Annotated in this window: 27 protein-coding genes; 14 read left to right on the top strand and 13 right to left on the bottom strand. The window is 74.0% G+C overall.

The annotated features are described in order from the left end of the window. Nucleotides 1-5 precede the first annotated feature (5 nt). From ACIGW4_RS07810 to ACIGW4_RS07800, 3 genes are all read left to right on the top strand, one after another. Nucleotides 6-779, top strand: coding sequence for an ABC transporter ATP-binding protein (locus tag ACIGW4_RS07810; RefSeq protein ID WP_399579126.1), 774 nt, complete (start codon nucleotides 6-8; stop codon nucleotides 777-779). A gap of 80 nt (nucleotides 780-859) precedes the next feature. After that, the gene (locus ACIGW4_RS07805) at nucleotides 860-1,450 is read left to right on the top strand and encodes a TetR/AcrR family transcriptional regulator (protein WP_123458460.1); all 591 of its coding nucleotides are present in this window, start codon (nucleotides 860-862) and stop codon (nucleotides 1,448-1,450) included. 123 nt (nucleotides 1,451-1,573) lie between these two features. Further along, on the top strand, nucleotides 1,574-3,643 hold the full coding sequence (locus ACIGW4_RS07800) for a discoidin domain-containing protein (protein WP_399579069.1): 2,070 nt from the start codon (nucleotides 1,574-1,576) through the stop codon (nucleotides 3,641-3,643). A 63-nt stretch (nucleotides 3,644-3,706) separates the two neighbouring features. Here ACIGW4_RS07800 and ACIGW4_RS07795 read toward each other — a convergent pair whose 3' ends face one another. Together ACIGW4_RS07795 and ACIGW4_RS07790 are read right to left on the bottom strand one after the other, a co-directional pair. Beyond that, nucleotides 3,707-5,593 (bottom strand): glycoside hydrolase family 5 protein, encoded by a 1,887-nt coding sequence (locus tag ACIGW4_RS07795; protein ID WP_399579066.1) that lies wholly within the window; start codon nucleotides 5,591-5,593, stop codon nucleotides 3,707-3,709. A gap of 35 nt (nucleotides 5,594-5,628) precedes the next feature. Beyond that, on the bottom strand, nucleotides 5,629-6,900 hold the full coding sequence (locus tag ACIGW4_RS07790; protein WP_398713803.1) for a YncE family protein: 1,272 nt from the start codon (nucleotides 6,898-6,900) through the stop codon (nucleotides 5,629-5,631). A gap of 196 nt (nucleotides 6,901-7,096) precedes the next feature. Between ACIGW4_RS07790 and ACIGW4_RS07785 the strand changes: the two genes are divergently transcribed. Next, nucleotides 7,097-7,699 carry a CBS domain-containing protein gene (locus ACIGW4_RS07785; protein ID WP_123458464.1) on the top strand — a complete coding sequence of 201 codons (603 nt, stop codon included), beginning with the start codon at nucleotides 7,097-7,099 and terminating at the stop codon, nucleotides 7,697-7,699. Nucleotides 7,700-7,934: 235 nt separating this feature from the next. Here ACIGW4_RS07785 and ACIGW4_RS07780 read toward each other — a convergent pair whose 3' ends face one another. The 3 genes from ACIGW4_RS07780 to ACIGW4_RS07770 all read right to left on the bottom strand — a co-directional run bounded on the left by ACIGW4_RS07780 (nucleotide 7,935) and on the right by ACIGW4_RS07770 (nucleotide 9,645). Beyond that, nucleotides 7,935-8,234 (bottom strand): DUF1876 domain-containing protein, encoded by a 300-nt coding sequence (locus tag ACIGW4_RS07780; RefSeq protein WP_030692230.1) that lies wholly within the window; start codon nucleotides 8,232-8,234, stop codon nucleotides 7,935-7,937. A 100-nt stretch (nucleotides 8,235-8,334) separates the two neighbouring features. After that, on the bottom strand, nucleotides 8,335-9,162 hold the full coding sequence (locus ACIGW4_RS07775; RefSeq protein WP_399579064.1) for a maleylpyruvate isomerase family mycothiol-dependent enzyme: 828 nt from the start codon (nucleotides 9,160-9,162) through the stop codon (nucleotides 8,335-8,337). 48 nt (nucleotides 9,163-9,210) lie between these two features. Beyond that, nucleotides 9,211-9,645, bottom strand: coding sequence for a MerR family transcriptional regulator (locus ACIGW4_RS07770; protein ID WP_398713800.1), 435 nt, complete (start codon nucleotides 9,643-9,645; stop codon nucleotides 9,211-9,213). Nucleotides 9,646-9,763: 118 nt separating this feature from the next. Here ACIGW4_RS07770 and ACIGW4_RS07765 point away from each other — a divergent pair, with 118 nt between their 5' ends. After that, entirely contained in the window at nucleotides 9,764-10,576 is an 813-nt protein-coding gene (locus ACIGW4_RS07765; protein ID WP_399579063.1) for a methyltransferase domain-containing protein, read from the top strand. Nucleotides 10,577-10,583: 7 nt separating this feature from the next. Here the strand turns inward: ACIGW4_RS07765 and ACIGW4_RS07760 are convergent, their stop codons facing one another. Next, entirely contained in the window at nucleotides 10,584-11,522 is a 939-nt protein-coding gene (locus tag ACIGW4_RS07760) for an NADP-dependent oxidoreductase (protein ID WP_398713830.1), read from the bottom strand. A gap of 88 nt (nucleotides 11,523-11,610) precedes the next feature. Here ACIGW4_RS07760 and ACIGW4_RS07755 point away from each other — a divergent pair, with 88 nt between their 5' ends. The 4 genes from ACIGW4_RS07755 to ACIGW4_RS07740 all read left to right on the top strand — a co-directional run bounded on the left by ACIGW4_RS07755 (nucleotide 11,611) and on the right by ACIGW4_RS07740 (nucleotide 15,715). Continuing rightward, entirely contained in the window at nucleotides 11,611-12,591 is a 981-nt protein-coding gene (locus tag ACIGW4_RS07755; protein WP_123458466.1) for a GlxA family transcriptional regulator, read from the top strand. 10 nt (nucleotides 12,592-12,601) lie between these two features. Further along, a complete protein-coding gene (locus ACIGW4_RS07750; protein WP_398713797.1) occupies nucleotides 12,602-13,531 on the top strand; it encodes a LysR family transcriptional regulator in 930 nt (309 codons plus the stop codon). Between the two features lie 41 nt (nucleotides 13,532-13,572). Continuing rightward, entirely contained in the window at nucleotides 13,573-13,932 is a 360-nt protein-coding gene (locus ACIGW4_RS07745) for a DUF952 domain-containing protein (protein ID WP_398713795.1), read from the top strand. A gap of 325 nt (nucleotides 13,933-14,257) precedes the next feature. Next, nucleotides 14,258-15,715 carry a multicopper oxidase family protein gene (locus tag ACIGW4_RS07740; protein ID WP_398713793.1) on the top strand — a complete coding sequence of 486 codons (1,458 nt, stop codon included), beginning with the start codon at nucleotides 14,258-14,260 and terminating at the stop codon, nucleotides 15,713-15,715. A gap of 22 nt (nucleotides 15,716-15,737) precedes the next feature. Here the strand turns inward: ACIGW4_RS07740 and ACIGW4_RS07735 are convergent, their stop codons facing one another. After that, nucleotides 15,738-16,223 (bottom strand): VOC family protein, encoded by a 486-nt coding sequence (locus ACIGW4_RS07735; RefSeq protein WP_399579061.1) that lies wholly within the window; start codon nucleotides 16,221-16,223, stop codon nucleotides 15,738-15,740. 287 nt (nucleotides 16,224-16,510) lie between these two features. Here ACIGW4_RS07735 and ACIGW4_RS07730 point away from each other — a divergent pair, with 287 nt between their 5' ends. After that, nucleotides 16,511-17,083, top strand: coding sequence for an antibiotic biosynthesis monooxygenase (locus tag ACIGW4_RS07730; RefSeq protein WP_399579059.1), 573 nt, complete (start codon nucleotides 16,511-16,513; stop codon nucleotides 17,081-17,083). Between the two features lie 10 nt (nucleotides 17,084-17,093). Here ACIGW4_RS07730 and ACIGW4_RS07725 read toward each other — a convergent pair whose 3' ends face one another. Continuing rightward, a complete protein-coding gene (locus tag ACIGW4_RS07725; RefSeq protein WP_123458472.1) occupies nucleotides 17,094-17,879 on the bottom strand; it encodes an SAM-dependent methyltransferase in 786 nt (261 codons plus the stop codon). A 64-nt stretch (nucleotides 17,880-17,943) separates the two neighbouring features. Next, on the bottom strand, nucleotides 17,944-18,924 hold the full coding sequence (locus tag ACIGW4_RS07720) for a helix-turn-helix domain-containing protein (RefSeq protein ID WP_359590663.1): 981 nt from the start codon (nucleotides 18,922-18,924) through the stop codon (nucleotides 17,944-17,946). A 74-nt stretch (nucleotides 18,925-18,998) separates the two neighbouring features. On the opposite strand from ACIGW4_RS07720, the gene ACIGW4_RS07715 reads away from it, so the two are divergent. Beyond that, on the top strand, nucleotides 18,999-19,844 hold the full coding sequence (locus tag ACIGW4_RS07715) for a dienelactone hydrolase family protein (protein ID WP_399579055.1): 846 nt from the start codon (nucleotides 18,999-19,001) through the stop codon (nucleotides 19,842-19,844). A 15-nt stretch (nucleotides 19,845-19,859) separates the two neighbouring features. Here the strand turns inward: ACIGW4_RS07715 and ACIGW4_RS07710 are convergent, their stop codons facing one another. After that, on the bottom strand, nucleotides 19,860-20,426 hold the full coding sequence (locus ACIGW4_RS07710) for a GNAT family N-acetyltransferase (protein ID WP_399579052.1): 567 nt from the start codon (nucleotides 20,424-20,426) through the stop codon (nucleotides 19,860-19,862). Nucleotides 20,427-20,620: 194 nt separating this feature from the next. On the opposite strand from ACIGW4_RS07710, the gene htpX reads away from it, so the two are divergent. Both htpX and ACIGW4_RS07700 read left to right on the top strand, forming a co-directional pair. After that, on the top strand, nucleotides 20,621-21,538 hold the full coding sequence (htpX, locus tag ACIGW4_RS07705; protein ID WP_399579050.1) for a zinc metalloprotease HtpX: 918 nt from the start codon (nucleotides 20,621-20,623) through the stop codon (nucleotides 21,536-21,538). A 5-nt stretch (nucleotides 21,539-21,543) separates the two neighbouring features. Continuing rightward, entirely contained in the window at nucleotides 21,544-22,257 is a 714-nt protein-coding gene (locus ACIGW4_RS07700) for a hypothetical protein (RefSeq protein WP_399579048.1), read from the top strand. A gap of 25 nt (nucleotides 22,258-22,282) precedes the next feature. Here ACIGW4_RS07700 and ACIGW4_RS07695 read toward each other — a convergent pair whose 3' ends face one another. From ACIGW4_RS07695 to ACIGW4_RS07685, 3 genes are all read right to left on the bottom strand, one after another. Further along, a complete protein-coding gene (locus tag ACIGW4_RS07695; RefSeq protein WP_399579045.1) occupies nucleotides 22,283-24,004 on the bottom strand; it encodes a PP2C family protein-serine/threonine phosphatase in 1,722 nt (573 codons plus the stop codon). 594 nt (nucleotides 24,005-24,598) lie between these two features. Further along, nucleotides 24,599-24,721, bottom strand: coding sequence for a hypothetical protein (locus ACIGW4_RS07690; protein WP_399579042.1), 123 nt, complete (start codon nucleotides 24,719-24,721; stop codon nucleotides 24,599-24,601). A gap of 106 nt (nucleotides 24,722-24,827) precedes the next feature. Beyond that, complete coding sequence (locus ACIGW4_RS07685) at nucleotides 24,828-24,959, bottom strand: hypothetical protein (RefSeq protein WP_399579041.1); 132 nt, start codon at nucleotides 24,957-24,959, stop codon at nucleotides 24,828-24,830. Nucleotides 24,960-25,098: 139 nt separating this feature from the next. On the opposite strand from ACIGW4_RS07685, the gene paaI reads away from it, so the two are divergent. Next, complete coding sequence (gene paaI, locus ACIGW4_RS07680; protein WP_399579038.1) at nucleotides 25,099-25,542, top strand: hydroxyphenylacetyl-CoA thioesterase PaaI; 444 nt, start codon at nucleotides 25,099-25,101, stop codon at nucleotides 25,540-25,542. Nucleotides 25,543-25,578 lie beyond the last annotated feature (36 nt).

Here is a 25,578-nt window from a genome sequence, read left to right as displayed (position 1 = left end):
CAGGGATTCCCGCCCGGGACGGGGCCGGTGGCACCGACATCGCGCTCGCGGACGTCGGTGTCCGGTACGGCTCCGCCAAGGCGCCCGTCGTCGCGGTCTCCGGGGTGACCCTGTCCGTGGACCCCGGCGAGTTCGTGGTCCTGGTCGGCCCGTCGGGCTGCGGCAAGACGACGCTGCTGCGGCTGGTGGCCGGGTTCGAGCGGCCCGCGACCGGCACCGTGGAGGTGCGCCGGAAGGTCGGCGTCGTCTTCCAGCAGCCGCGGCTGTTCCCGTGGCGCACGGTGGGCGGGAACCTCGCCTTCGCCCTGGCGCGGCACGGCGTGGCCCGCCGCGCACGGGCCGCGCGGATCGAGGAGTTGCTGTCCCTGGTCGGTCTGTCCGGCATGGCGGGCCGGCGGACCTGGGAGCTGTCGGGCGGGCAGCGGCAGCGGGTGGCGATCGCGCGGGCACTGGCGGTGGAGCCCCGGATCCTGCTGATGGACGAGCCGTTCGCCGCCCTGGACGCGCTCACCCGGGAACGCCTCCAGGAGGAGGTGCGCAGGCTGGCGGCCACGAGCGGCACGACCGTCCTCTTCGTCACGCACTCCACCGAGGAGGCCGTCCTCCTCGGCTCCCGGGTCCTGGTGATGGCGGCCGGCCCCGGGCGCGTGGTCGCCGAGGTGCCGGTGCCCCTCCCCCGCGATCCGGGCACGGACGTGGCCTCCCTGCGCGGCGACCCGGCCTTCGCCGCCCTGCGGGCGGAGCTGGCGGCGGTGACGCGGGGCCCGGCGGCGGCCTGACGGTTCCCGGGTCGGCGCCCACCGGTGATCGCGGCCCGCGGGGGCCGCGATTACCCTTGCGCCGGACACGAGGAGGAACCATGGCGCGGATGCCGTCGGCCGAACGACGCAGGCAGCTGGTCGAGGCGGCGATCAGGGCGATGACCAGGGACGGTGTCGCCAGGACCACGACCCGGTCGATCTGTGCCGAGGCGGGGGTCTCGCTGAGCGTCTTCCACTACTGCTTCGACTCCAAGCAGGCGCTCCTCGAAGCCGCGATCGAGACGATCACGGGCAATTACGTGACGCGCGTGATGTCGGCGGTCGAGCCGGGTGCGACGCTGCGCGAGACCGTCCGGGGTGCCCTGCAGACGTACTGGGACCACGTCACGGCCCACCCGGGCGAGCACATGCTGACGTACGACCTCACCCAGTACGCCCTGCGGGAGCCCGGCTTCGAGCATCTGGCGCGCGCCCAGTACGAGCAGTACGTGGCGTCGGCGGCGGCGCTGATCGAGCAGGTCGGGGTGCGGGGCCGGGAGCCGCGGGTGCCGGTGGAGGTGCTCGCGCGGTACCTGGCGGCGGCGATCGACGGACTGACCCTGCAGTTCCTGGTCCTCGGCGATCCGCGCGCGGCCGCCGACCACCTGGACCTGACGGCGGATCAACTGGTGGCCTTGATGGGAGGTTGAACAGGGGGCGGGCTTCCGCTGCCCTTCATCAGGTCATGTGACCCGGACTCTTGACTCGTACCTCCGGTAACGCGATCCTCGGGGCGCCCGGTACACCCCCACCGTCCGGAGGCATCGCAGAACATGACTCGACCTTTCTCGCGCAGGGCCGGCGGCGGATCCGCCCTCCTGGCGCTGTTCCTCGCCCTCGCCGCGGTGCTGTTCGGCTCCGCTCCGGTTCCCGCCGCCGCCGGCGGGGCGTGGTGGGAAGCCACGTCCCGGCCGGCGCCCGACTCGCAGATCAACGTCACGGGTGAGCCGTTCAAGGGAACGGACGCCCAGGGGAAGGTGCGCGGGTTCGTCGACGCGCACAACCACCTGATGTCCAACGAGGGTTTCGGCGGCCGGATGATCTGCGGGGCGACGTTCTCGCAGGCGGGCGTCGCCGACGCCCTCAAGGACTGCCCCGAGCACTACCCGGACGGCTCGGGGGCGCTCTTCGAGCACCTCACGGGCGGTGACAACGGGAAGCACGACCCGGTCGGCTGGCCCACGTTCAAGGACTGGCCCGCCCACGACTCGCTGAGCCACCAGCAGAACTACTACGCCTGGGTCGAGCGCGCCTGGCGCGGCGGGCAGCGGGTCCTCGTCAACGACCTGGTGACCAACGGACTGATCTGCTCGCTGCTGCCTCGGGACCGCACCTGCGACGAGATGACGGCGATCCGTCTGGAGGCACGGAAGACGTACGAGCTGCAGGACTACGTCGACGGGATGTACGGCGGCCCCGGCAAGGGCTGGTTCCGGATCGTCACCAGCGCCGACCAGGCCCGCTCGGTGATCCAGCAGGGCAAGCTCGCCGTCGTCCTCGGCGTGGAGACCTCGGAGCCCTTCGGCTGCAAGCAGGTCCTCGACGTCGCCCAGTGCGGCCAGGCGGACATCGACAAGGGGCTCGACGAGCTGTACGCGCTCGGCGTGCGCAGCATGTTCCTCTGCCACAAGTTCGACAACGCGCTCTGCGGCGTCCGCTTCGACAGCGGGACGACGGGCGTCGCGGTCAACATCGGCCAGTTCCTGTCCACGGGCACCTTCTGGGCCACCGAGAAGTGCGCGGGTCCCCAGCACGACAACCCGATCGGTCTCGCCGCCGCGCCGGCCGCGATGGCCGAGAAGCTGCCGGCCGGGGTGAGCGTCCCCTCGTACGCCTCCGACGCCAAGTGCAACACCCGGGGCCTCACGCGGCTCGGGGAGTACGCCCTGAAGGGCATGATCCAGCGCGGGATGATGCTGGAGCTCGACCACATGAGCGTCAAGGCCGCCGGGCGCGCCCTCGACATCCTGGAGGCCGAGGAGTACCCGGGCGTCATCTCCAGCCACAGCTGGATGGACCTGGACTGGACCGAGCGGCTCTACCGCCTCGGCGGTTTCGCCGCCTCGTACATGCACGCCGCCCAGGGCTTCGTCGGCGAGGCGGCGCAGAAGGCGGAGCTGCGGAAGAAGTACGGGGTCGGGTTTGGCTACGGAACGGACATGAACGGGGTCGGCGGCTGGCCGGGCCCGGTCGGGGCGGACGCGCCGAACGCGGTGAAGTACCCCTTCCGCAGCTTCGATGGGGGCTCGGTCCTGGACCGCCAGGTCACCGGTGAGCGCACCTGGGACCTGAACGTCGACGGTGCCGCGCACAACGGTCTCGTGCCGGACTGGGTCGAGCAGATCCGGCTCACCCCCGGCGGCCAGAGCGTCGTGGACGAGCTGTCGCGGGGCGCGGAGTCGTACCTGACGACCTGGAAGCGGACCGAGGACCACGAGCCGGGGGTGAACCTGGCGGCCGGGCAGCCGGTGTCGGCCTCCACCACCCAGTGGTGGAACCCCTTCGTGAACTTCTCGCCGGGGCTCACCGTCGACGGCGACACGGGGACCCGCTGGGCCAGCGAGTGGTCGGACGACCAGTGGCTCCAGGTGGACCTGGGTTCGGTGCGCCGGGTCGGCCGGGTCACGCTCGACTGGGAGCGGGCCTACGCGCGCGCGTACCGGATCGAGCTGTCGGACGACGGGACGACCTGGCGGAACGTGTGGTCCACGGACGCGGGCGACGGCGGCTACGACACGGCCGAGTTCGCCTCGCAGCCGGCCCGTTACGTGCGGGTCCACGGGGTGAAGCGGGCCACGGACTGGGGCTACTCGCTCTACGAGGTGGTCGTCAACAGGTCCTGAGCGTACGGAGGAGGGGGCCCGCCGGATCGGATCCGGCGGGCCCCCTCTCGCGTGCCCGGGTCTCTAGAGAGTGCGGCAGAGCAGGGCGTCGGGGGTCTTCCCCTTGGCCCAGGCGCCGGTGAAGGCGATCCCGGCCGCGTACTCCCCGGTGGCGCACTGACCCTTGTAGTTGCCCTGGGCGAACTCGCCGCCGGGCTCCCCGGCGGGGCGGTTGTCACCGCGGTCGAACCAGACCGTGCGGCCCGTCACCGGCAGGGCGCGGGAGGCGGCGGCGCACAGGACGGCGGAGACGGCCTGGCCGCGCACGCTGTAGCCGGTCATGAACCGGTCACGGGGGCACTGGAGTTTGGTGTAGCCACCGGCCCAGTCGCCCTCCTTGACGTACCGTTCGTCGGTCACGACGGTGGATCCGCCCGCCGGGTCGGCGAGCCGGGCGGCTCCCGCGTCGGTGCACAGGCCGCGGCCGTCGCGGTGGGCGAGGCCGACGAGCCGCTGCCCGTCGGGGCAGACGCCCTTGCGGGCGCCGGGGTCCCAGTCGCCCCCGGCGCGGGTGCGGAGGGACTGCACGGCGTCGGCGTGGTCGAGGTTCAGCATGTCCCAGGTCTCGGCGGCCGGCACGGGTCCGGTGAGGGCGGGGGCGGTGACGAGCCGCCGCCAGTCGGCCGCGCGCCAGTCGTCGCCGTCGAGGATGCCGGAGCGGCGGCCCTCGGTGTCGTAGTCGAGGAGCTTCCACCGTCCGTGGCCGGTGAAGCCGACGAGCGGCCAGTAGGCGAAGTCGGTGTCGTTCGCGACGAGGTAGTCGACGAAGTTGCCGAACCAGGCGCGGGCCTGGGGGTTCGTCTCGTCGGCGCCGATGCCGAACTCGCTGATCCACACGGGCGCGGTGTAGTGCCTGCCGGTGTCGGCGGCGACGAAGAAGGCCTGGCGGCGCAGGGTGGCGAAGAGCTCGTCGCGGGAGAGTTCCTGGTAGCGCCGGTCGTGGGTCTCGCCGGTGCCGGTGGCGCCGGTGTGGTTCGGGCCCGTGTAGCCGTAGAAGTGGGCCGAGTAGACGAGTTTGTCCGAGGCGACGAGGGTGTGGGAGAGGGTACGGGCGGGCTCCAGGGTCGGCCGCCAGTGGGGCGTGATGTCCGTGGGGATGCCCTGCCAGTTGATGCCCTCGACGACGACGAGGAGGTCGGGGTTCGCCTCGGTGAGGATCCGGTCGCCGAGGCGCTGGGTGGCCGTCCACCAGTCGTGGGAGTCGCCCCATCCCCAGTTGGCGTCGTCGGTGATCGTGCGCCGGACCTCGTTGTAGAGGTCGGCGCCGACGACCCGCTTGTTCTCCCGGTAGCGCCTGGCCATGAAGAGCCAGTCGTCCTCCCACTGCGCGGTGGACTGGCTGGTGTTCCAGCGCTCGTTGCCGTCGAGGCCGCAGCACCAGCGGGAGGTGTTGGTGTGGTTGTTCAGGACGACGGCGAAGCCCTCGGCGGTGGTGGCGGCGATCACCGCGTCGAGGACCTGGAGCGGGGTCCTGCCGCGCAGTTGCGGGTTGGCGGCCACGGCGGCGTCGGGGACGGGCCTCTGGTCGTGGACCATCTCGTTGGAGAACGGCAGGCGGACGCTGTTGATGCCGAGGGCGTGGAAGTCGGAGAGGATCGTCGCGACCGGCGCGCGGTCGAGGCCGAGGGGCATCTGGTCGGACTTCTCGCCGGCGTTGTGGTTCGCGGGGTCGGCCCGGTCGCCCGAGCCGGTCCACGAGCCCTGTGCGCCGTGCCAGTTGGCGGACTTGAGTTTGAACCGGTCACCGTTCGCGTCGACGATGTAGCGGCCCTGGGTACGGAGCGGGGGCTGCCAGTCGGCGGCGAGGGCGGGCCCCGCCGGGGCGGGTGCGGTCGCGGAGGCGGGTGCGGCCGGTGTTCCGGCGGCCAGGAGGGCCGCGGCGAGCGCGGCCCCCAGGAGGGTTCTCTTCACGATGTCCTTCGAGGGGTGAGGGGGCTCGGCGGCGCTCAGCCGCCGGTGGGGCCGGTCCAGTCGGCGGGGACGCGGGCGAGGCGCACGCGCTGGGGGTGGTCGCCGACGTCCACGCTCGCCACCCGCCTGCCGGTGGCGAAGTCGATCGCGGTGACCCGGTCGGCGCCGCTCTCGGAGACGACGCAGGACCGGCCGTCGCCGCTCACGGTCGCCCAGTAGGGCTTGGAGGCCGGGACGAGCGGACCCTCCTGGAGGGTGGCGCGGTCGACCACGGTGGCGTAGTCGTCCATCGTCCCGGCGACGCAGAGCTTGTCGCCGTCCGGGCTGATCGAGAGGCCGTGGTGGCGCGAGTCGTTGACCCAGGTGGTGCGGTCGGGGTCGGTCGCCGGGTTGCCGGGGAGGTTCTTGAGGCGGGTGATGCGGTCGGAGTCGACGTCGTACTCCAGGAAGCCGTTGAAGAAGGAGACCTGGAAGTAGATCTTCTTCTCGTCCGGCGTGAAGACGAGCGGGCGGACGGCGTCGGAGAGGTCGCCGCGCCCGAAGGCGTCCAGGCGGGTCCGCATGTCGATGACGCGGACGGTCTCGAAGGTGTCGGCGTCGACGACGGTGATCTTCCGGTCGCCCTTGCTCCAGTCGAGCCAGGGGGCGTCGAGCGCGGTGGTGACCTCTCCGATGGACATGTTCCAGAGGAGGCCGTCGGAGGTGAAGACGTTCTCGTGGGGCTTGTCGCCGGTCTTGAAGGAGCCCAGTTGGCGTCCCGTCGCGACGTCCAGGACGTGCACGGTGTTCGCGGTGGAGGCGGATACCGCGACGCGGGTGCCGTCGGGCGAGACGGCCATGTGGTCGGCGCGGTACCCGGCCACGGGGAAGCGCCAGTTGATCCGTCCGGTCCTCAGGTCGAGGGAGACGACGTCGGCGAAGCTGGGACGGGAGACCACCATGGCGGAGCCGTCGGGGGTCGCGTACATGTCGTCGACGAACTGGTCGTGCCCCTCGCCCGGACCGCTGCGGACGCCGAGGAAGAAGGCGAGCCTGACGGGGTTCAGGTAGATCTCGCGGAGGCGCTCCTCCTTGTCGGGGATCACGTTCACGCGGCCGACGCGGTGGAAGTCGCCGCGGGAGGCGATGACGTCGGCGGTGCCGTCCCAGTTGTTGCCGACGAACATCACCTCCTCGAGCCCGGCGGGGGAGGCGGCCGGTCCCGGGACGGAGGCGGTTCCGGCGCCGGCGGACGCGGTGACGAGGGCGAGGGAGGCCGCGAGGGCTCCGAGGAAGCGGCGGGTCCCGGACGTGCGGGGAGAGGGCATGGGGGTCCTTCTTCCGTGGCGCGACGACGACTTACCGGAGGTAACCACGGTCGTGTCATGCTCACAAGCCCCTGTCGCCCCCCGTTTCCCGCCGCGTTTCCCGCCGCGTTTCCGGCCGCCCCTCGGCCCCCTCGCGCCGCGAGGAGCCGCGGTGCGGGATCATGGAATCCGGAACGCCGAAGGGACGGAACGGACGATGAGGCACCGCAGTGTCGCGGACCTGATGACGCCCACCGCGGTCGCGGTACAGCGCGGGACGTCGTTCAAGGAGATCGCGCGGCTCCTCGACGAGTACGGCATCACCGCGGTCCCGGTGGTCGACGAGGAGAACCGGCCGGTGGGCGTCGTCTCCGAGGCGGACCTGCTGCGGCGGCACACGGCCAAGGACGGACCGAGCACGGCCGAGGCCATGATGTCGAGCCCGGCCGTGACGGCCCGGCCCTCCTGGACGGCGGTCGAGGCCGCCCGCCTGATGGAACGGCACCGGGTGAAGCGGCTCCCCGTCGTGGACGCGGACGGCCGGCTGATCGGGGTGCTCAGCCGCAGCGATCTGCTCCAGCTGTTCCTGCGGAGGGACCGCTCGATCCAGGAGGAGATCCGCGAGGACGTGATCGTCCGCATCCTGCGCCTCTCCCCCTCGGCGGTGCACATCGACGTCGACGAGGGCCGGGTGACGCTCAGCGGCACCCTGGAACGCCCCGGCCTCGGCCCGATCCTGGTCCGCCTGTGCGAGACGGTCGACGGGGTGGTGGAGGTCGTGGACCGGATGACGTACGAGGAGGGCGGGGGCACGCCTTAGGTCCAGTCCGGCGGATCAGGGCCTGAACGGGCCGGGCGGACACGTCAGGCCACTCCGACGGGCGGCCACTTCGATCGCTTCGGTGCCGGCGGGTCGTCCCGGCCCGGCGGGTCGTCCCCGACCGGCAGGACGCCCCGGCCGGCGGCTTTCCCCCGCGGCTGCGGCTCGGACACGTGCCGGGAGCCCGGCGGGGCCGTCACGGTCCCGCGGGCTCCCGGTGCGGGTGACGGTTCCGTCAGGAGACCGCCTCCGGCCAGCCGTACCCGGGGCCGGTGTGCTGCGGCACGGTCCCGGCGCCCACCGCCTCCATCTCCCGGTTGGCCTCCCGCATGAGCTTGCCCGCCAGGTCCTTCATCGCCCGGCTCGCGGCGAGTTCGTCGCCGATCGCCGGCACGTCCACGTCCGCCGGGTTGCACCGCGCGGAGCCGTGGCCCGTGAGGGTCGAGGTGCCGGTGCTCAGCCGGGCCTCGGCCTTCGTCCTGCCGCTGTCCTCGGTCAGTTCCAGGCCGACCGTCCATTCCAGCGTGCGGCTCATGGTCCGCCTCCTCGCATCGCCGGGCCGCGCGGAATCGGGGTGCGGCCCCTTCCGATACCTCCAGGATCCATCGGCCGCGACGGGAACGCGCGGGGACGGGTCAGGGGGCGCGGAAGAGGCGGGGGAAGCGGGGTGCCAGCCACGGCTTGCGGCCCCAGCCGAGCGCCTTGCCGCGCGCGATCACCGGCCAGGGGTCGACCCGCCCGAGGCCGAGGAGGAGGAAGGCGACCGGCTCCGTGAGGATCGTGCAGTCGGGACGGGCCGGCGGCTCGTGGCCGGTCCGGACCGCGCCGTCCGTGACGGTGACGCCGAAGCCCGGACCGCCCCGGAGCCGTACGGCGAAGCTCGCGGTCAGTCCCGCGACGGCGGCCGGGTCGGCGACCCGGGGCATCGCCTCGATCATGAACGGCAGGGTGAGCCCGACCCGGCGCGCGTCGAGCATGTGGGGCCGCTTCACGGCCAGGGCGAGGTCGTAGCCGTGGCCGAGCATGTGGGTCAGCAGGTACGAGCCGAGGACGGCCGGAGCCATGGGGCCGAGCGGCGTGGAGAGCCGCTCGGCCGGGTCGCGCTCCTCGACGTCGGTGAGGAACGCGGCGGCCCGGGCCGTGATCATCTCGGCGAGCGGGCCGGGCGACCGCTCGCCGAATCCGGCGAGGGCGCGTTCGTTGGCCTCGGCCAGGCTGCCGGGGGTGCCGTCGCCGTAGGGGCGCTCGTGCCCGGCGGCCAGGTCGGCCATGAGGGCGTTGGCCTGTGCCAGGTGGGCGGCGGCCTCGCCGACCGTCCAGGTGGAGCGGGGGACGGGGAGCCGCGCGACGTCCCCGGCGCGGGCCGGCGCCCCGGTGCGAAGGACCGCCGCGATGTCGTCGGCGGTGCCCCGTATCGCCTCGGCCAGCCCCTCGGGGAGCACCCCGCCCGTCCGTCGTGCCATGGCTCCGCCCCTCCCGGTTCCGGCGGCCCCCCGTGGAGCACCGGTAGGTCAGGGACCGTACCAGCGAGTAGGCCTTTCGGCACCGGTCGCGTCCGGGAGGTCCCGGCCCTCGGCCGTGGCGGCCACGAGGTCCTGGAACCGGGGGCAGTCGGCGAGGTCGTCATGGGCGCAGCCGAGCGCGCATTCGACCAGGTCGAGACAGGCCCGCGCCTCCGCCATCCGGCGCCGGAGCTCCTCCCGGTGGGCTTCGAGCCGCCGCCGGCGGGCCGCCGGGTCGCCGGCCCGCAGCAGCTCCCGGATGTCGTCGAGGGCGAGGCCCGCCCGCTTGGCCCGGAGGACGACGGCGACGCGGGTGACGTGGCCGTCGTCGTAGCGGCGGCGGCCATGGGGGTCGCGGGCGGGTGCGAGGAGTCCCGCTGACTCCCAGTGCCTCAACACGTGGGTGGCGAGTCCGAACCGGCCCGCGAGTTCGCCGATGCTCATCGTGGGAGGTGTCGGAGACATCGAGGGTGTGGGAGGCGTCAGAGGCCCGGGCGGCGCCAGAGGCTTCGGGGACGTACCGCTTGACTTCATGTCGGCATTAACCACGAGCGTGGGCGTCATGTCCATCACGCCTACGGCCCGTTCGGGCCGCGACACGTCCGACACTCCTGCGGCCCCCTCGGGCCCCGACCACGGTCCTTCCCTGCTCGCCGTCCTCGACGCCGTCGACCGCGTCCCGGGGGCGGCCGCCCTGCGCGCCCGCTCGTACGAACTCCTGGGGGTGGCCCCGGGTGTCCGTCTGCTCGACGTGGGCTGCGGCGGCGGCCTGGCCGTCACGGAGGCCGGTGCGCTCGGGGCCTTCGCCGCCGGGGTCGACCGGGACGAGGAGATGATCGCCGCGGCCCGCCGCCGTCACCCGGGGCGCGCGTTCGCCGTCGCCGACGCGACGGCGCTCCCCCACGAGGACGGCGCGTGGGACGCGTACCGCGCGGACAAGGTGTTGCACGAGCTGCCCGATCCGGGGGCGGCGCTCGCGGAGGCGCGCCGGGTCCTCGCGCCGGGCGGGCGGGCCGTGTTCATCGGGCAGGACTGGGACACCTGTGTCCTCGACGCCGAGGACGGCGCCCTGACGCGGACGATCGTGCACGCGCGGGCCGACCTGGTCGCCGGACCGCGCGTCGCGCGCCGCTTCCGCGGTCTGCTCCTGGACCACGGCTTCGTCGAGGTGACGGTGGAGGTCTCCACCGCCGTCCTCACCGACGCCCGTCTGCTCCCCCTGGCGACGGGCCTGGCGGAGGCGGCGGCGCGGACCGGGGCCGTCACCCCCGAACAGGCGGCGGCCTGGACGGCCGATCAGGCCGCCCGCGCCGCCGCGGACCGCTTCTTCCTGGCGATTCCCGTCTTCACGGCGTCTGGAACACGGGCCCCGTGAGCCGGGCTCAGGGGCCGTCCACCGTGAGGACGAGCTTGCCGGTGGTGCGGCAGGTCTCGCCGAGCGTGTGGGCCTCGGCGGCTTCGGCGAGGGGGAAGACGGCCTCGACGTGGGGGCGGAGGGCGCCGGAGGCCACGAGGGCGGCGATGGCGTTCATCCCGGCGTGGTCGGCCTCGACGAGGAGGGTCTCGACGCGGACGCCCTTCGCGGCCGCCCGGGCCGGCTCGTCGGGGTCGGTGGGCGGGAGGAGGGAGACGAGCGTGCCGCCGGGGCGCAGGACGTCGAGGGAGCGGGTGCGGGTGTCGCCGGACATCGGGTCGAGGACCATGTCGACGTCCTGGACGGCCTCGGCGAAGTCGGTGGTGCGGTAGTCGATGACCTCGTCCGCGCCCAGGGAGCGGACGAACGCGTGCTTCGGGGCGCTGGCGGTGCCGATGACGTACGCGCCGCGCGCCTTGGCGATCTGCACGGCGAGGTGGCCGACGCCGCCGGCGGCCGCGTGGATCAGGACCCGCTGCCCGGGTCCGACCCCGGCGGTGTCGACGATCGCCTGGTACGCGGTGAGGGCGGCGAGCGGCAGGGCGCCGGCCCGCACGTGGTCGATCCCGGCCGGCTTGTGGGCGAAGGCGCGGGCGGGTCCGGTCACGTACTCGGCGTAAGCGCCCACGCCGTGGGGGTACGGCAGCATGCCGAAGACCTCGTCGCCGGGCTTGAACACGGTCACGCCGTAGCCGACGGCCTCGACGACGCCGGAGACGTCCCAGCCGAGGACGAGGGGGAGGCGGTCGAGGAAGAGGGGGCCGGCGCGGTGCTTCCAGTCGGTCGGGTTGACGCCGGCCGCGCGGACGGCGACGAGGATCCGGCCGGGACCGGCCACGGGCCGCGGGACCACGACCTCCTGGAGGACCTCGACGGTGCCGTGGGTGTCCTGGCTGATGGCGCGCATCGTGGGGTGGTTCGTCATGCGTCCGAGCCTCGTCGCCCGCCCCTCCGCCTACCATGGCACGAACGCCATCTTTCGAAGGGATCCTGCCATGAGCCCTGTCACGGGGGACCGTCATCGCGTCGTCGTCCTCGCCCTGGACGGCGTCTACCCCTTCGAACTCGGCATCCCCAGCCGCGTGTTCGAGTCGGCGGCCGAGCACTACGAGGTCCTGACCTGCTCGGTGGACGGCGGGCCCGTCCGCACCAACTCCGACTTCTCGGTGGCCGTCGAGCACGGCCCCGAGGCGCTCCGCACGGCCGACACCGTGGTCCTTCCGCCCTTCGACATGTCCCTCCTCTCCCGCGAACTCCCCGCCGGGGTCGCCGAGGCGCTGGCGTCCGTGCCCGCCGGGGCGCGCCTCGTGTCCATCTGCACGGGCGCGTTCGTCCTGGCCGCCGCCGGGCTGCTGGACGGCCGTCCCGCCACCACGCACTGGGCGCTCGCCGCCGTCTTCCGCCAGTGGTTCCCGCAGGTGGCCCTGGACCCCGACGTGCTGTTCGTCGACGACGGGGACGTGCTGACCTCGGCGGGCGCCGCGTCGGGCGTGGACGCCTGCCTGCACCTCGTGCGGAAGGACCACGGCACCGCCGTCGCCAACCACGTGGCGCGCGCCTGCGTCGTACCGCCCTGGCGGGACGGCGGGCAGGCCCAGTACATCGAGCAGCCCGTGCCGGAGGCCACCGCGAACGGGACCTCGGCGACCCGGCAGTGGGCGCTGGAGAACCTGCACGAGCCGCTCACCCTCGGCGAGCTCGCCGGCCACGCCCGGATGAGCCTGCGGACCTTCGCCCGCCGGTTCGACGAGGAGGTCGGCATGAGCCCCGGCCGCTGGCTGATCCAGCAGCGGGTGGCCCGGGCCCGGCACCTCCTCGAGTCCACGGACCTCGCCGTGGACGAGGTCGCGCGCCGGGCGGGCTTCACGACCGGCACCTCGCTGCGCCAGCACCTCCACGCGGCGATCGGCGTCTCCCCGCTGGCGTACCGGCGCACGTTCCGGGGAGAAACCGCCCTCCCCTCACCCGGTCGATAGGCTGGGGCGGGTGAGACACGGGGATTCCGACGGCGTGGTGCAGCCGGTGACCGATCTGAACCTGCTGCGGACGTTCCTCGCCGTCCACCGCTCCGGTTCGTTCACCGCGGCGGCGGGGCTGCTCGGTCTGTCGCAGCCGACGGTGACCACCCAGATCCGCGCCCTGGAGCGGCAGACGGGCCGCGAGCTCTTCGAGCGGCTGCCGCGCGGCGTCGCCCCGACGGCCGTCGCCGACGACCTCGCCGCCCGGGTCGCCGGGCCCCTCGACGCGCTGGCCGCGGTGACCGGGCGCGAGGCCGCGCCCCACGAGCGGGCCGCTCCCGTCCATCTGGCGGGCCCCGCCGAACTGCTCTGCGCGCGCGTCCTGCCCGCCCTCGCCCCGCTGGCGGCCGAAGGCGTACGGCTGAGGGTGAGTCCGGGCCTGACCGAGCCGCTCCTCGACGAGCTGCGCGCGGGCCGGCACGACCTGGTGATCGCCACCTTCCGGCCGCGCGGGCGGGCACTGACCGCCGTACCGCTGACCGACGAGGAGTTCGTCCTCGTCGCGGCCCCCGGCTGGGCCGACCGCGTCGGGGGGCGACTGGCCCTGGAGGGGCCGACGGCGCTGTACCCCGTCCCCCTGGTCGCGTACGCCGAGGACCTGCCCATCGCCCGCCGCTACTGGCGGCACGTGTTCGGGGCGCGGCTGACCCGCCCCGCCGCCGTGACCGTCCCGGACCTGCGCGGGGTGCTCGCCGCCGTCGTCGCCGGAGCGGGCTTCAGCGTCCTGCCGCGCTACCTCTGCCAGGCCGAACTGGCCTCCGGCGCGCTGGTGGCCCTCCACGAACCGGAGGATCCGCCCCTCAACACCGGCTACCTCGTCCAGCGTCCGGGGCGCCCCGACAACCCCGACGTCACCCGGGTCCGGGACCTGCTGATCGAGGCCGGGCCCACCTGGTGAGCGGTTCCGGGGGCGCCGAGCGCCCCTGCTATAACCGGAACATGATCTACCACGTGGTGACGCCCACCGAATGGTCCGCCCGTCCGGAGGAGCCGTACGCCCCCGCCTCCCTCACGGAGGAGGGTTTCGTCCACTGCTCCCCCGACGAGCCGACCACGCTCGCCGTCGTCGACGCCTACTTCCGGGGCTCCGGCCCCCTCCTGGTGCTCCTCCTCGACGAGAACCGGCTCACCGCCAGGACGGAGTGGGAGGCCGCCGCGCCGACCCCGCCGCCCGGCGTCCCCGAGGAGACCCTCTTCCCCCATGTGTTCGGGCCGATCGACCGCGCCGCCGTCGACGAGGTCCTGGAGGTCGTCCGGGACGCGGACGGCCGGGCGACGGGCCTGGCGAAGACCGGCTGACGACGCTCTCCGTCCCGGGCACCGCCTTCCCGTGACGACGTCCTCCGTCCCGCGCACCGCCTTCCCGCCGGGGCCGGGTCCCCGGCCCGGCCCTCCCCGCACGGAGTACCTGGTCCGCCCCGAGTTCGCGGAAGACGGCGACGGGCCGGGGCGCCCGGCCGAACCGGCCACGAAGCAGGAACCGCGCGCGGCGGGCCGCCCCGTGACGGCGTGTCGCGGGCCGCGGGGGCGCCGTCGCCGTGTGCGGTTCCTCCCGCTCTCGGTTAGACCTGGATCACAGCGCCCGCCGACGGCCCGGTGGCGCCCCATCTCCGGGAGGAAGTCGATGATCACCCGTCGCAGCGTGCTCGGCGGGGCCCTCGCCGCCGCGGGCCTCCCGCTCCTCGCCCCCGGCGCCTTCGCCGGGGGCGAGGCACACGCGGCGCGGGGCGGCCCCCGCCCCGCGTCCGCCTCCACACCGCCCGCCTTCACCACGGCCATGCCGGTCCCGCCCGTGCTGCGCCCCCTCTCCTCGACCGGCGACGTGGACTGCTACGAGCTGACCATCCGCAAGTCCACCGCCGAGATCCTCCCCGGCGTCGCCAGCGACGTCCTGACCTACGACGGGCACTTTCCCGGCCCCGTCATCCACGCCCGCTCCGGGCGCCGCGTCCTCGTCCGCCACCACAACGGCCTCCACATGCCCGTCACCGTCCACCTGCACGGCGGGAGCGTCCCGCCCAGCTCCGACGGCAACCCGATGGACGTCTTCGCCCCGGGCACCGCGCGGACGTACGTGTACACCAACCGGCAGCCCCACGCCTCGCTCTGGTTCCACGACCACGCCCACCACATGGAGGCCGAGCACGTCTACCGCGGCCTGTCCGGCGGCTATCTGCTCACGGACGACCTCGAACAGAGCCTTCCGCTGCCCAAGGGCCGGTACGACGTGCCCGTCACGATCCGCGACGCCCGCTTCGACGAGCGGGGACAGCTGGCGTACACGATGAGCGACCGGAACCGCACCACCATCCTCGCCAACGGCAAGCCCACCCCGTACTTCCAGGTCGCGGCCCGCAAGTACCGCTTCCGGCTGCTCAACGGCTCCAACCTGCGGCTCTTCTCGCTGAGCCTGTCCGACGGCACTCCGCTCATCCAGATCGGCTCGGACGGCGGCCTGCTCGAACGCCCCGTCGCCGTGCCCGTGCTCACGCTCTCGCCCGGGGAACGCGCCGACGTGGTCGTCGACTTCTCCCGCCACCCCGTCGGCACCCGGCTGGTCCTCGCCAACACCGGGCCGGGCCGGCCCGAGCAGGTCGGCCGGGTGCTCCGCTTCGACGTCGTGCGCACCGCCGACGACCCCAGCCGCGTCCCCGCGGTCCTGCGGACGCTGCCGCCCGCCGCCGCGCTGCCCAGGGCCGCCGTCACCCGCCACATCGAGCTCAGCATGGACGAGGACGGGCGCCCCGACCCCCGGGGGTTCGTCAACGGGCGGCTGTTCGACCCCGATCGCGTCGACACCACCGTGGCGTTCGGGTCCTCCGAGATCTGGAACGTCACCAACACCAACAAGCGCGCCCCGCACAACTTCCACGTGCACCTGGTCCAGTTCCGGGTCCTCGAACGCGGCGGACGGCCCGCGGGCCCGACCGAGGCGGGTCTGAAGGACACGGTGCGGGTCATGCCGGGCGAGACGGTGAAGCTGCACATGACGTTCGACGGCTTCCGCGGCGACTACGTGTACCACTGCCACATGCTCGACCACTCGGCCATGGGCATGATGGCCACCTTCCGGGTCCGGTGAACCGGCCCGGAAGGCGGGCGGCTCAGTCGCCGTCCCGGGGGAACTCCATGGCCCGCACGGCCTCCCCGGCCCGCTTCTCCATCTCCTCCGGGGAGACGTCCTCGACGTGCGTGGAGATGTTCCAGCGGTGTCCGAAGGGGTCCTCGAACTGTCCGGTGCGGTCGCCGTAGAACTCGTTCTTCACCGGTGACAGCTCCGTGGCGCCCCGGGCGAGGGCCTCGGCGAAGACCGCGTCGACGTCCTCGACGTACACGTGCAGGGTGACGGGCGTGCCGCCCACCGTCCTCGGCGAGCGGAAGCCCATGCTCGGGAACTCGTCGGCGAGCATGACGAGCGCGTTCCCGAGCTCCAGCTCGGCGTGGCCGATCGTGCCGTCGGGCGCCGGCATCCTCATCCGCTCGGTCGCCCCGAGCACGGAGACGTAGAAGTCGATCGCCTCCGCGGCCCCGTCGACGCAGAGGTACGGCGTGACGCGCGGATATCCCTCGGGGATGGCCTTGACGGTCACCGGGCTCCCGCCTTTCCGGACAGGGCGGTCACCGCCGACCGCCGTCTGCGACCACTGATATCCCGAACCCGTCGGCCCGCTCCGACGCCGCGCGGCGGCCCGGCACCGAATGCGCTGAAGGAGCGACCACCCCTCCGGGCCGCTCCCGGCGGCTCGGCGGACTGGCGAACCGGCGGCTCGGCGGACTGGCGAACCGGCGGCTCGGCGGACGGGCGGACCGGCGGACCGGCGGACCGGCGGACCGGCGTAGAGTGGGCACGGGCGCGGCGTGATCATGAGGAGTGCCCATGACCGTGGCCGGCCTTGAACACACCACCGTCCCCGCCGACACCGGCGAGGTGACCCTGCTGATAGCCCGCCGGGTGGAGCCCGGGTACGAAGCCGCCTTCGAGCTGTGGGCGAAGGGCATCCTCGACACGGCGGCCGGCTTTCCCGGTCACCTCGGGCACGGCCTCTTCCGCTCCTCCGGCGGCGACGCCCCCTGGTTCCTCGTCCACCGCTTCCGGAACGCGGAGGCCTGCCGGGCCTGGCAGGGGTCCCCCGAGCGGGCCGCCTGGTTCGCCGACTGCGAGGGCCACCACCACACCGAGATCGCCCGGCGCGAACTCACCGGCATGGAGACCTGGTTCGCCAAGCCGGGCTCGACCCGGCCCGCGCCGCCCCGGTGGAAGATGGCGATCAGCGCGACCCTGGCGATCTACCCGATCTCCGTGCTCGGCAGTCTCTTCCTCGTCCCCCGCCTCACCGCGCTCCCCCTCCTGCTGAGCAGCGCGGTCGTCGCCTGCGTCTTCAACGTGCTGATGACCTACGTGGCGATGCCCGCCGTGAGCAGGCTCCTGCGCGGCTGGCTGACCCCGTAGCCCCGCGCCCTCACGCCTTGCGGCCGACGCCGGCGTACATCGCGACGTCCGGCGTCGGCGTCCGCGGCCGCCACGCGGAGCAGGACACCACTCCGGGCTCCAGCAGCTCCAGGCCGTCGAAGTAGCGGGCGATCGCCTCGGGCGTGCGCTGGGTGAGCTTCGGGGTGCCGTGCTCGTTCCAGAACGCCACCGCCGCGTCGACGTCCGGCATGTCGGGGTGGGTGACCGTGTGGGACAGGACGAGGTGGCTGCCGGGGGCGAGCGCGTCCATCAGGCGGCGGACGATCGCGTACGACTCCTCGTCGTCCTCGACGAAGATGACGACCCCGAGCAGCATCAGCGCGACCGGCCGCGAGAGGTCGAGGGTCTTCGCCGCGGCGGCCAGGATCGTGTCGACGTCCCGCAGGTCGGCGTCCAGGTAGTCGGTGCGGCCCTCGGGCGTGCCGACCAGCAGGGCGCGGGCGTGCGCGAGCACGAGCGGGTCGTTGTCGACGTACACGACCCGCGCGTCGGGGGCGACCCGCTGGGCGACCTCGTGGGTGTTGTCGGCGCTCGGCAGCCCCGTGCCGATGTCCAGGAACTGCCGGATGCCCTCCTGCTCGGCCAGGTGCCGCACCGCCCGCCCCAGGAACAGCCGGTCCGCCTTCGCATACTCCCCGATGCCGGGGTGCAGTTCGCGGATCCGGTCGCCGGCCTCCCGGTCGACCGGGTAGTTGTCCTTGCCGCCGGTCCAGTAGTTCCATATCCGGGCGGTGTGCGGCCGGGAGGTGTCGATGCGCGATTCGATGTCGGTCACGCCGTCAACGTATCGCAGCGCTCCTGCAACTCCCTTGGCAGAACGCCTCTTTGCCCCCTGTCGTTCACGTCTCCGCTGCCCGGCGGGAACGGAAGGCCGCGCGGTGGGCGCTCGGCGGACGGCCCGTGTGGCGGGTGAAGAGGGCGGTGAAGGTGCCGGGGTCGCGGTAGCCGACGGAGGCCGCGACGGCGGCGACGGTGCGGTCGGTGGTCTCCAGGAGGTGGCGGGCGCGGCGGACGCGGGAGGACTGGAGGTGGGCGAGGGGGGTGCGGCCGGTCTCGGCGGCGAAGCGGCGCAGTAGGGTCCGGGTGCTGACGCCGAAGGCGGCGGCGAGGGCCGGGAGGTCGTAGCGGGCGGCGAGGTGCTGGTCGAGGTGGCGCATGACCCGCTCGGAGAACCCGTGGCCGGGCTGCGGGAGGAGCCGGGCGTCCACGTAGGGGGCCTGCGAGGTGCGGGCGTCGTCGACGAGGGCGAGGCGGGCGGTGGCGCGGGCCACGCGGGGCCCGCCGTGCCGGCGGATCAGGTCCAGCGCGAAGTCGTACATGGCGCTGAAGGCGGCCGTGGTCGTCACCCCCGTGTCGGTGACGACGAGTTCTTCGGGCCGGACGTCGACGGCCGGGCGGCGCCGGGACAGGGCGTCCGCGTGGAGCCAGGAGGTCGTGGCGCGGCGCCCGTCGAGCAGCCCGGCGTCGGCCAGCAGGAACGCGCCGACGCAGAGGGAGACGACGGCGGTGCCGGTGGCGAAGTGCGCTCGGATCGCCGCGATCTCGGGCGCGAGGGCGCCGAGCCGTGCGTCGAGGTCCGCGTCGGGGAGCAGTTCGAAGCCCGGTACGACGAGGACGTCGACCTCGCGCAGCGGGCCGACGTCGAGGCGTGCGCCGCCGGAGGCGGTGACCCGGCGGCGCGGCGAGACGACCGACACGCGGTAGCCGGGACCGCCCGGTCCCGCGACGTGCCCGGCCATCGTCAACAGGTCCGGCACGCCGAAGACTTCGGACGCGAAGCAGTCCGGATAGGCCAGGACACCGACGCGCAGCGCACTCATGGTGGCGAGATTACCGGTGGAGTCGGCGATCTCGCCCCTCACCCGGTGCCCGGCCGACGGGCCACGCTGTGCCCATGACTTCTCCCGCCGACGATCCGACTCCCACCGGTGATCCGCTTCCCGCCGCCGATCCGATCGACGACTTCGACCACCGCCTCGTCGACGTGGACGGCGTGGTGAAGACGGTCCACACGGCCGGTTCCGGGCCCGCCGTCGTCGTCCTGCCCGAGATGCCCGGCATCAGTCCCGACGTGCTGCGCCTCGCCCGCTGGGTGCGGGACGCCGGCTTCACCGTCCACGTGCCGTCCCTCTTCGGGACCGACGGCGCCTTCCCCACGCTCGAAGGGGGCATGGAGGTGGTCCGGCGGGCGTGTGTCAGCGCGGAGTTCCGGGCGTTCGCCGGGGGCGGTACGAGCCCGGTCACGGTGTGGCTGCGGGGTCTGGCGCGCCGGGCGCACGCCGAGTGCGGCGGCCCGGGCGTCGGCGCGATCGGCCTCTGCTTCACCGGCAACTTCGCCCTCACCATGGCCCTGGAGCCGGCCGTGATCGCGCCCGTGGTCAACCACCCCTCCCTGCCCCTCGACGACCCCGGCGGCCTCGAACTCGACGAGGCGGACGCGCGTGCGATCCGGGAGCGGGTGGCCCGCGACGGACTGACCGTCCTCTCCTACCGCTTCGAGGGCGACCGCTGGTGCACGGGCCGCCGCTTCGCCGCGTACCGCGCGCTGCTCGGGGACGCCTTCGACGGCCGTGTCCTCCCGGACGGCGCGGCGAACCCCGCTCCCCCGCCGTTCTTCGCCGAGCAGGTCGGTACGCCGCACAGCGTCGTCACCGCCCACCTCGTGGACGAGGCCGGCCACCCCACGGTCCGGGCCCGGGACGAGATCCTGGCCTTCCTGAGCGACCGCCTGCTCCCCTGAGGCGTGGCTCCCGGGTCAGGCCGGGCCGGGCAGGTCGAGCAGCATCACGTCGTGGAGGTCCGCGGCTCCGCCTCCCGGCCGTGTCTCGCCGACCTTGCGGTAGCCCCACGCCCGGTAGGCGGCCGTCGCCGCCCGGTTCTCCGGGTGGACGTTCAGCAGCACCCGCTCGGCACCGATCCCGTCGAGCAGCGCCGTGTGCAGGCCCCGCGCGACGCCCTGTCCGCGCCACGGCCCGCGCACCGCGAGCTCCATGAGCCCGAAGGTGCGGCGCCCGTCCTCGCGCCGCATGGCGTCGGGCACGGGCTCGGTGAGTTCGTCCCACCACACCGCGTCGGGCGGGAGCGGCCTGCCGTACGCCATGCCGATCGGCGCGCCGTCCCCGGCGCGGGCCAGGGCGGCGCGGAAGCCGTGGTCGCCGGCCTGGACGGGGAAGCGGCGGAAGGCGGCGGCGACGCCGTCCCCGGTCTCGTGGTACGGAGGGCCGGCGAAGGCTTCGGCGTAGACCAGCCTGAACGCGTCCTGGGCCCGCACCGCGGCCGCTCCGTCCATGGGCTCGATCGCTATGGTCCCTCGCCCCGTCATGTGGTCCCCCTCGAACGGTCACGTGTGTGCGTCCGTCGCGCACGCGCGGCCGCCGGACCCCCGGGATCGTACCCGGCGTCGCCCGCCCCGCCCCCGTTCCGGCGTACGCGGGAGCACACTGGCAGAAGGGGGCGGAAGGCCTGCCCCGGCCCGGGTCCGGCCGGTCCCGCCCACGTGTGGAAGAGGGTGCGCGGATGTCCGGAAGCCGGTCCTCGTCCCGCTCGCGCTATGCCCCCGACCGGGGGCTCGCGACCCGCATGGCGACGACGATGTTCCTCATCGGCCTGTTGTACGTGGTCTTCGTCGGCGTCCTGCTGGTGCTGCTGCGCGGCTCCTGGCCCGTCATCCTGCTGATCACGGGCGCGCTGTTCGTCGGGCAGTTCTGGTTCAGCGACCGGATCGCCGCGCTGGGGATGGGGGCCCGCGAGGTGACCCGCGAGCAGGCGCCCGAACTGCACGGCACCGTGGACCGGATCTGCGCGCTGGCCGACATGCCGAAGCCGAAGGTGGCGATCGCCGAGAGCGACGTGCCGAACGCGTTCGCCACCGGTCGCGGCGAGAGGACCGCGCTGGTCTGCGTCACGACCGGCCTGCTGCGGCGCCTGGAGCCGGAGGAGCTGGAGGGGGTCCTCGCGCACGAGATGTCGCACGTGGCTCACCGGGACGTCGCGGTCATGACCGTCGCGTCCTTCCTCGGCGTCCTCGCCGGGATGATGACGCGGGTCGCGCTCTACAGCGGTCTCGGCCGCAGCCGGGACAGCACCGCGGGCATCGCCCTGATCCTCGTCCCCGTGGTCAGCGCCGCCGTCTACGTCGTCAGCTTCCTGCTGACCCGGGTGCTGTCCCGCTACCGGGAGCTGTCCGCCGACCGTGCCGCCGCGCTGCTCACCGGCCGCCCCTCGGCGCTGGCCTCCGCGCTGACCAAGGTGAGCGGCGAGATGGCCCGGATCCCGACGGAGGACCTGCGCAAGGCGGAGCCGTACAACGCCTTCTGGTTCGCGCCCGCCTTCTCCTCCAGGGAGACCCTGAGCCGGCTGCTCTCCACCCACCCGCCCCTGGAACAGCGGCTCGAACAGCTCGCGCGGATCTCGGCGCGGCTCGGTGAGGCGTGACGGCGGTGGGGTTCCTCGACAGCATCCTCGGGCGCGACCGGCCGGTGCGGCCGGACCTGGACCGGCTCTTCGGGCTGCCGGCCGCCGCTCTCACCCTCCGGGCCGGTACGGGCTTCGTGCCGGCCGGCGCCGGATCGGTGTGCTTCGCGACGGTGGAGGGCGGCGCGTTCGCACGTCTGAAGGAGGAGGTACGTGACCTCCTCGACGTCGAGGCGGTGGCCGCGGCCGACCGGGGCGGGGCTGCGGACGCGTACCCCGTGACGTACGGCTCGGACGCGTACGGCTACACCTGGCTCACGGTACGGCGTCCCGCCGAGGACCTGATCACGCTGGTCAACGACCTGCACGCGGTCAACGCGCTCCTGGAGGAGGCCGGCTTCGGCCCGAACCTGCTCTGCTCGCTGACCGCGTTCCGTCCCCCGGGGGCGGAGGACGGGCCGGGAGCGGAAGCCGGTCCGGGGGCGGACGGCGGGCTGGGGGGCGACGGACGGGCGGAGGGCCCGGCGGGCGGCCCTCGCCGGGCCCGGGACCTCGCGCTCGTGTACCTCTACAAGCGCGGCACCTTCTACCCCTTCGCGCCGCGCGCGGAACGTGCCGAGACCCGCGACAACGCCCTTGAGCTCCAGGTCAGAGGGCTGCTCGCGGGCGACCTCCCGATGGAGCCCGACATGGAGCGGTGGTTCCCGGTCTGGGGCGCCCCGGGGCTCGGCGGGCCCTGACGGACGACGCGGCGGCGGGGTCGGCTCAGTCGAGACGGACGGCGAGCATGCAGGCGTCGTCCTCGTGGCCCGCCTGGTCGGGGTCGGCGAGGATGGCGTCGATCAGGTCCTGGGGTGCCGCGTCCGGCGAGCGGGCGACGAGGCGGGCGAGGCGGTCGATGCCCTTGGTGACGTCCTCTCCCCGGCGTTCGACCATGCCGTCGGTGTAGAGGAGCAGGAGGTCGCCCCGGCGCAGGGAGGTCGTGGTGGTCTCGTACGCGTAGCCGGGCAGGGCTCCGAGCAGCGGGCCGCGTTTGCCCGTGTGGAGGGGCTGGGCCTGTCCGTCGCGGAGCAGGATGGGCGCGGGGTGGCCGGCGTCGGCCCAGTGCAGGTTGCGGGCGTCGTCGATGTGACCGGCGACGACGGTGGCGGTCTGTTCCGAGGAGTCGCTGCAGACGAGTTCGTTGAGCCAGGTCATGATCTCGCCGGCGGACGCTCCGGTCTGGGCGAGACCGGCCAGGGCGTGGCGCTGCTGGGACATGCGGGCCACCGCGTCCAGGCCGTGGCCGGCGGCGTCGCCGATGGCGACCAGGACCCGGCCGTCGGACAGGAGGCGGCACTTGTACCAGTCGCCTCCGACGGCCGCGTCCGGTTCGACCGGCCCGTACGAGGCCGCCACGGTCAGACCGACCGCCGCCAGCGCCTCGGAGTGGGTCGGCAGCAGGGCCTCGCGCAGTGCGTCGGCCACCCGTCGCTCCGCCCATGTCTGGCGCCGGAGCCGGTCGGACTCGCGTTCCGTCTCGGCGAGCCTGCGGCGGCTGCGGATCTGTGGGGTGAGGTCGCGGGCCACGAGGTTCACCGCCCACGGCCGCCCGTCGGTGCCGACCACCGGCCGCCCGAGCAGATCGAGCGTCCGCACCTCCCCGAGGACCAGGAAGCGGATCCGGGTCCAGGCGGGCTCCTCGCCGGCCAGGACGGAGGTGAGGAACTCGGCGAACGCGGTGAGGTCGTCGGGGAGCAGGGCGTCACAGAGCTGGTCCAGCTGCCAGGGCATCCCGATGTCGGCGTGGAAGATCCGGCTCAGCCCTTCCGACCAGGTCACCTTCCCCGACAGCAGGTCCCAGTTGCCCCAGCCGAGGGAGGCGAGGTACTGGGCGTCGATCGTCATGAGTTCGGTCTGGCTCTGCACGGGCCGCCAGGTCGCGAGGACCTGTTCGCCGCAGAGCGCCGCCGAGTAGAGGAGCGGGGCGCGGTGGAGCCGGCCCAGGCGCTGCTCGGTGTAGTCGACGACCTGGCCTTCCAGCGGACCGCCGCCGGCGACGACGTCGGTGAGCGCCGCGAGGAGGCCGGTCGCCGCCGCTCCGGGCCGGGCCTCCAGGAACCGCTGTCCGACCTGCCGGTCGGGGGCCTCCAGCCATTCGGCGGAGCGGATGCGGTTGCCGGCGACGATGCGGAAGTCCCGTACCGCCCCGGTCTCGTCGTGGACCGGTTCGAGGAGGGCGGCGGAGGCGGGGATCGCGCCGAGGACGGCGCAGGTGCCGGTGGCGCCGCGGTCGTGGGTGCTGCAGAGACAGCCCGTCGCGGTGTCGTTGCGCGCCGGGAGGGCGGGGCCGGGGGCGAGCGTCTGGACGGGGGCGGTGACCTCGTCCCCGGGAGCGGGGGCGGCGGGCCGGTCCGCGCTGCGGCGGACGGCGGAGCGCAGGGCGGAGACCTCGCCTCCGATGAGGTCCTTGAGCTCTTCGACGGTGTCGGGCAGCGGAAATCCCATGATCGCCTCCCGGGGCCGGTGGTACGCCGCCGGGCCGGCCGGTTCCGGCCCTGCCGCCATCGGCCCGTCCTCTCGGCCCCCTGCCCGCTCGTCCCGGGACCATGCCCGGAACCGGCCCGCGGCCTCCGGCACGACGACGTCGGCCTTAAGGACACCGCCACGCAGACCCAGGCGACGGCGACCAGGACCAGCGCCACCGCCGCGCGGGGAAGGGGTTCGAGTCCGGAGCCCATGTGCCCGGGGCGCCACACCACCGCCACCAGGAGCGCGGCGGCCGCGATGAAGATCGAGACCCCGGCCCGGGCGCCGTGCCGTACACGTACCGCTGGAGCACCGTGCCCCGCGTCTCCCGGCGGGCCCAGGCGTGCACCCGTTCCGGAGACGCGGTCGAGAAGGCGACCACCGTGATCACGAGGTACGGGAGGAGATGGGCGAGCAGCATCAGCACGCACACGTCCGCGGCCGAGACCTGCGTCCAGCTGCCGTCCGAACCGAGGAGGAGCGCCGCCACGCCGGCGGCGACGAAGGTGCTCACCACCGATCGCCGGCGCTCGGAGAGCCACTGGTTCCGGCGGCGTGGCGCACGCGACCGGCTCACCGGGAAGCGGCCCGCTCGGCGCGGCCGGACACGAGCCCGTTCGCCGCGGGCGCGGCGAGGGGCGCGAGCGGCCCCGTGGTCCCGCCGCCGTCGGAGCCCGTCCCAGGCTTCCCGCTCACGGCTTCCTCTCCGCCTCCTCGACCACGAGCCCGGTCCCGGGGCACCAGCCTGCCCACCCCCGCACCGGGAGGCACCCCGGCGGGGCCACGAGGATGAGCCGGAACGTCACCCGCTCCCGAGCGGGTCGGCGGGGATGTCGCCGCGGAGGACGATCCCGGACACGGCGGGAGGGGGAGCCCCGTGACCGGTCAGCTCGGCGGTGGTGACCGCGAGCTGACGACGGGTGGGCTCGGGCATGGAGGTGAAGCGGACCGGCAGGCCGTTCCCGGTCGTTTCCCGTCGTTTCCCGTCGTTGACAGCTGTCTGCCGTGGTCGGTCTAATGCGGACGCGTGGCCATCGGACCCTCCGGTCCGGTCGTGGAAGAGGGGCGCAGTCGTGGGTGTGCACATCGGCGTGCCGGATGACGCACCGGCCGGGATCGCTGAGCTGTACGAGCGGGACCGCACGTGCCGGACCCTGGGGATCGCCCTGGAGGAGGTCGCGCCGGGCCGGGCGTTGATGCGCATGCGGGTGGGCGAGGACATGGTGAACGGCCACGGCACGGCCCACGGAGGGTTTCTCTTCCTCTTCGCCGACGCGGCGTTCGCCTATGCCTGCAACGGCTACGGGCCGGTCACCGTGGCGCAGTCCGCACAGGTCACCTTTCTGCTGCCGGCCGCGGTGGACGACGAACTGCTCGCCGAGGCCGTGGAGCGGACGCGCTCGGGCCGCAACGGGATCTACGACGTGACGGTCCGCCGGACGGACGGGACGGTCGTGGCGGAGTTCCGCGGACAGAGCGTCATGCTCGCCGGCAAGGCGCGGCCGCGGTCCGGGTGACGGGCGCGCGGCGCCCGTCACCCGCCTGTCGCGTGC

Origin of the sequence: Streptomyces sp. NPDC053513, from assembly GCF_044544765.1 — a bacterium.
In the GTDB taxonomy this organism is placed as follows: domain Bacteria; phylum Actinomycetota; class Actinomycetes; order Streptomycetales; family Streptomycetaceae; genus Streptomyces; species Streptomyces litmocidini.
This window is presented reverse-complemented; position numbering and strand designations above follow the sequence as displayed.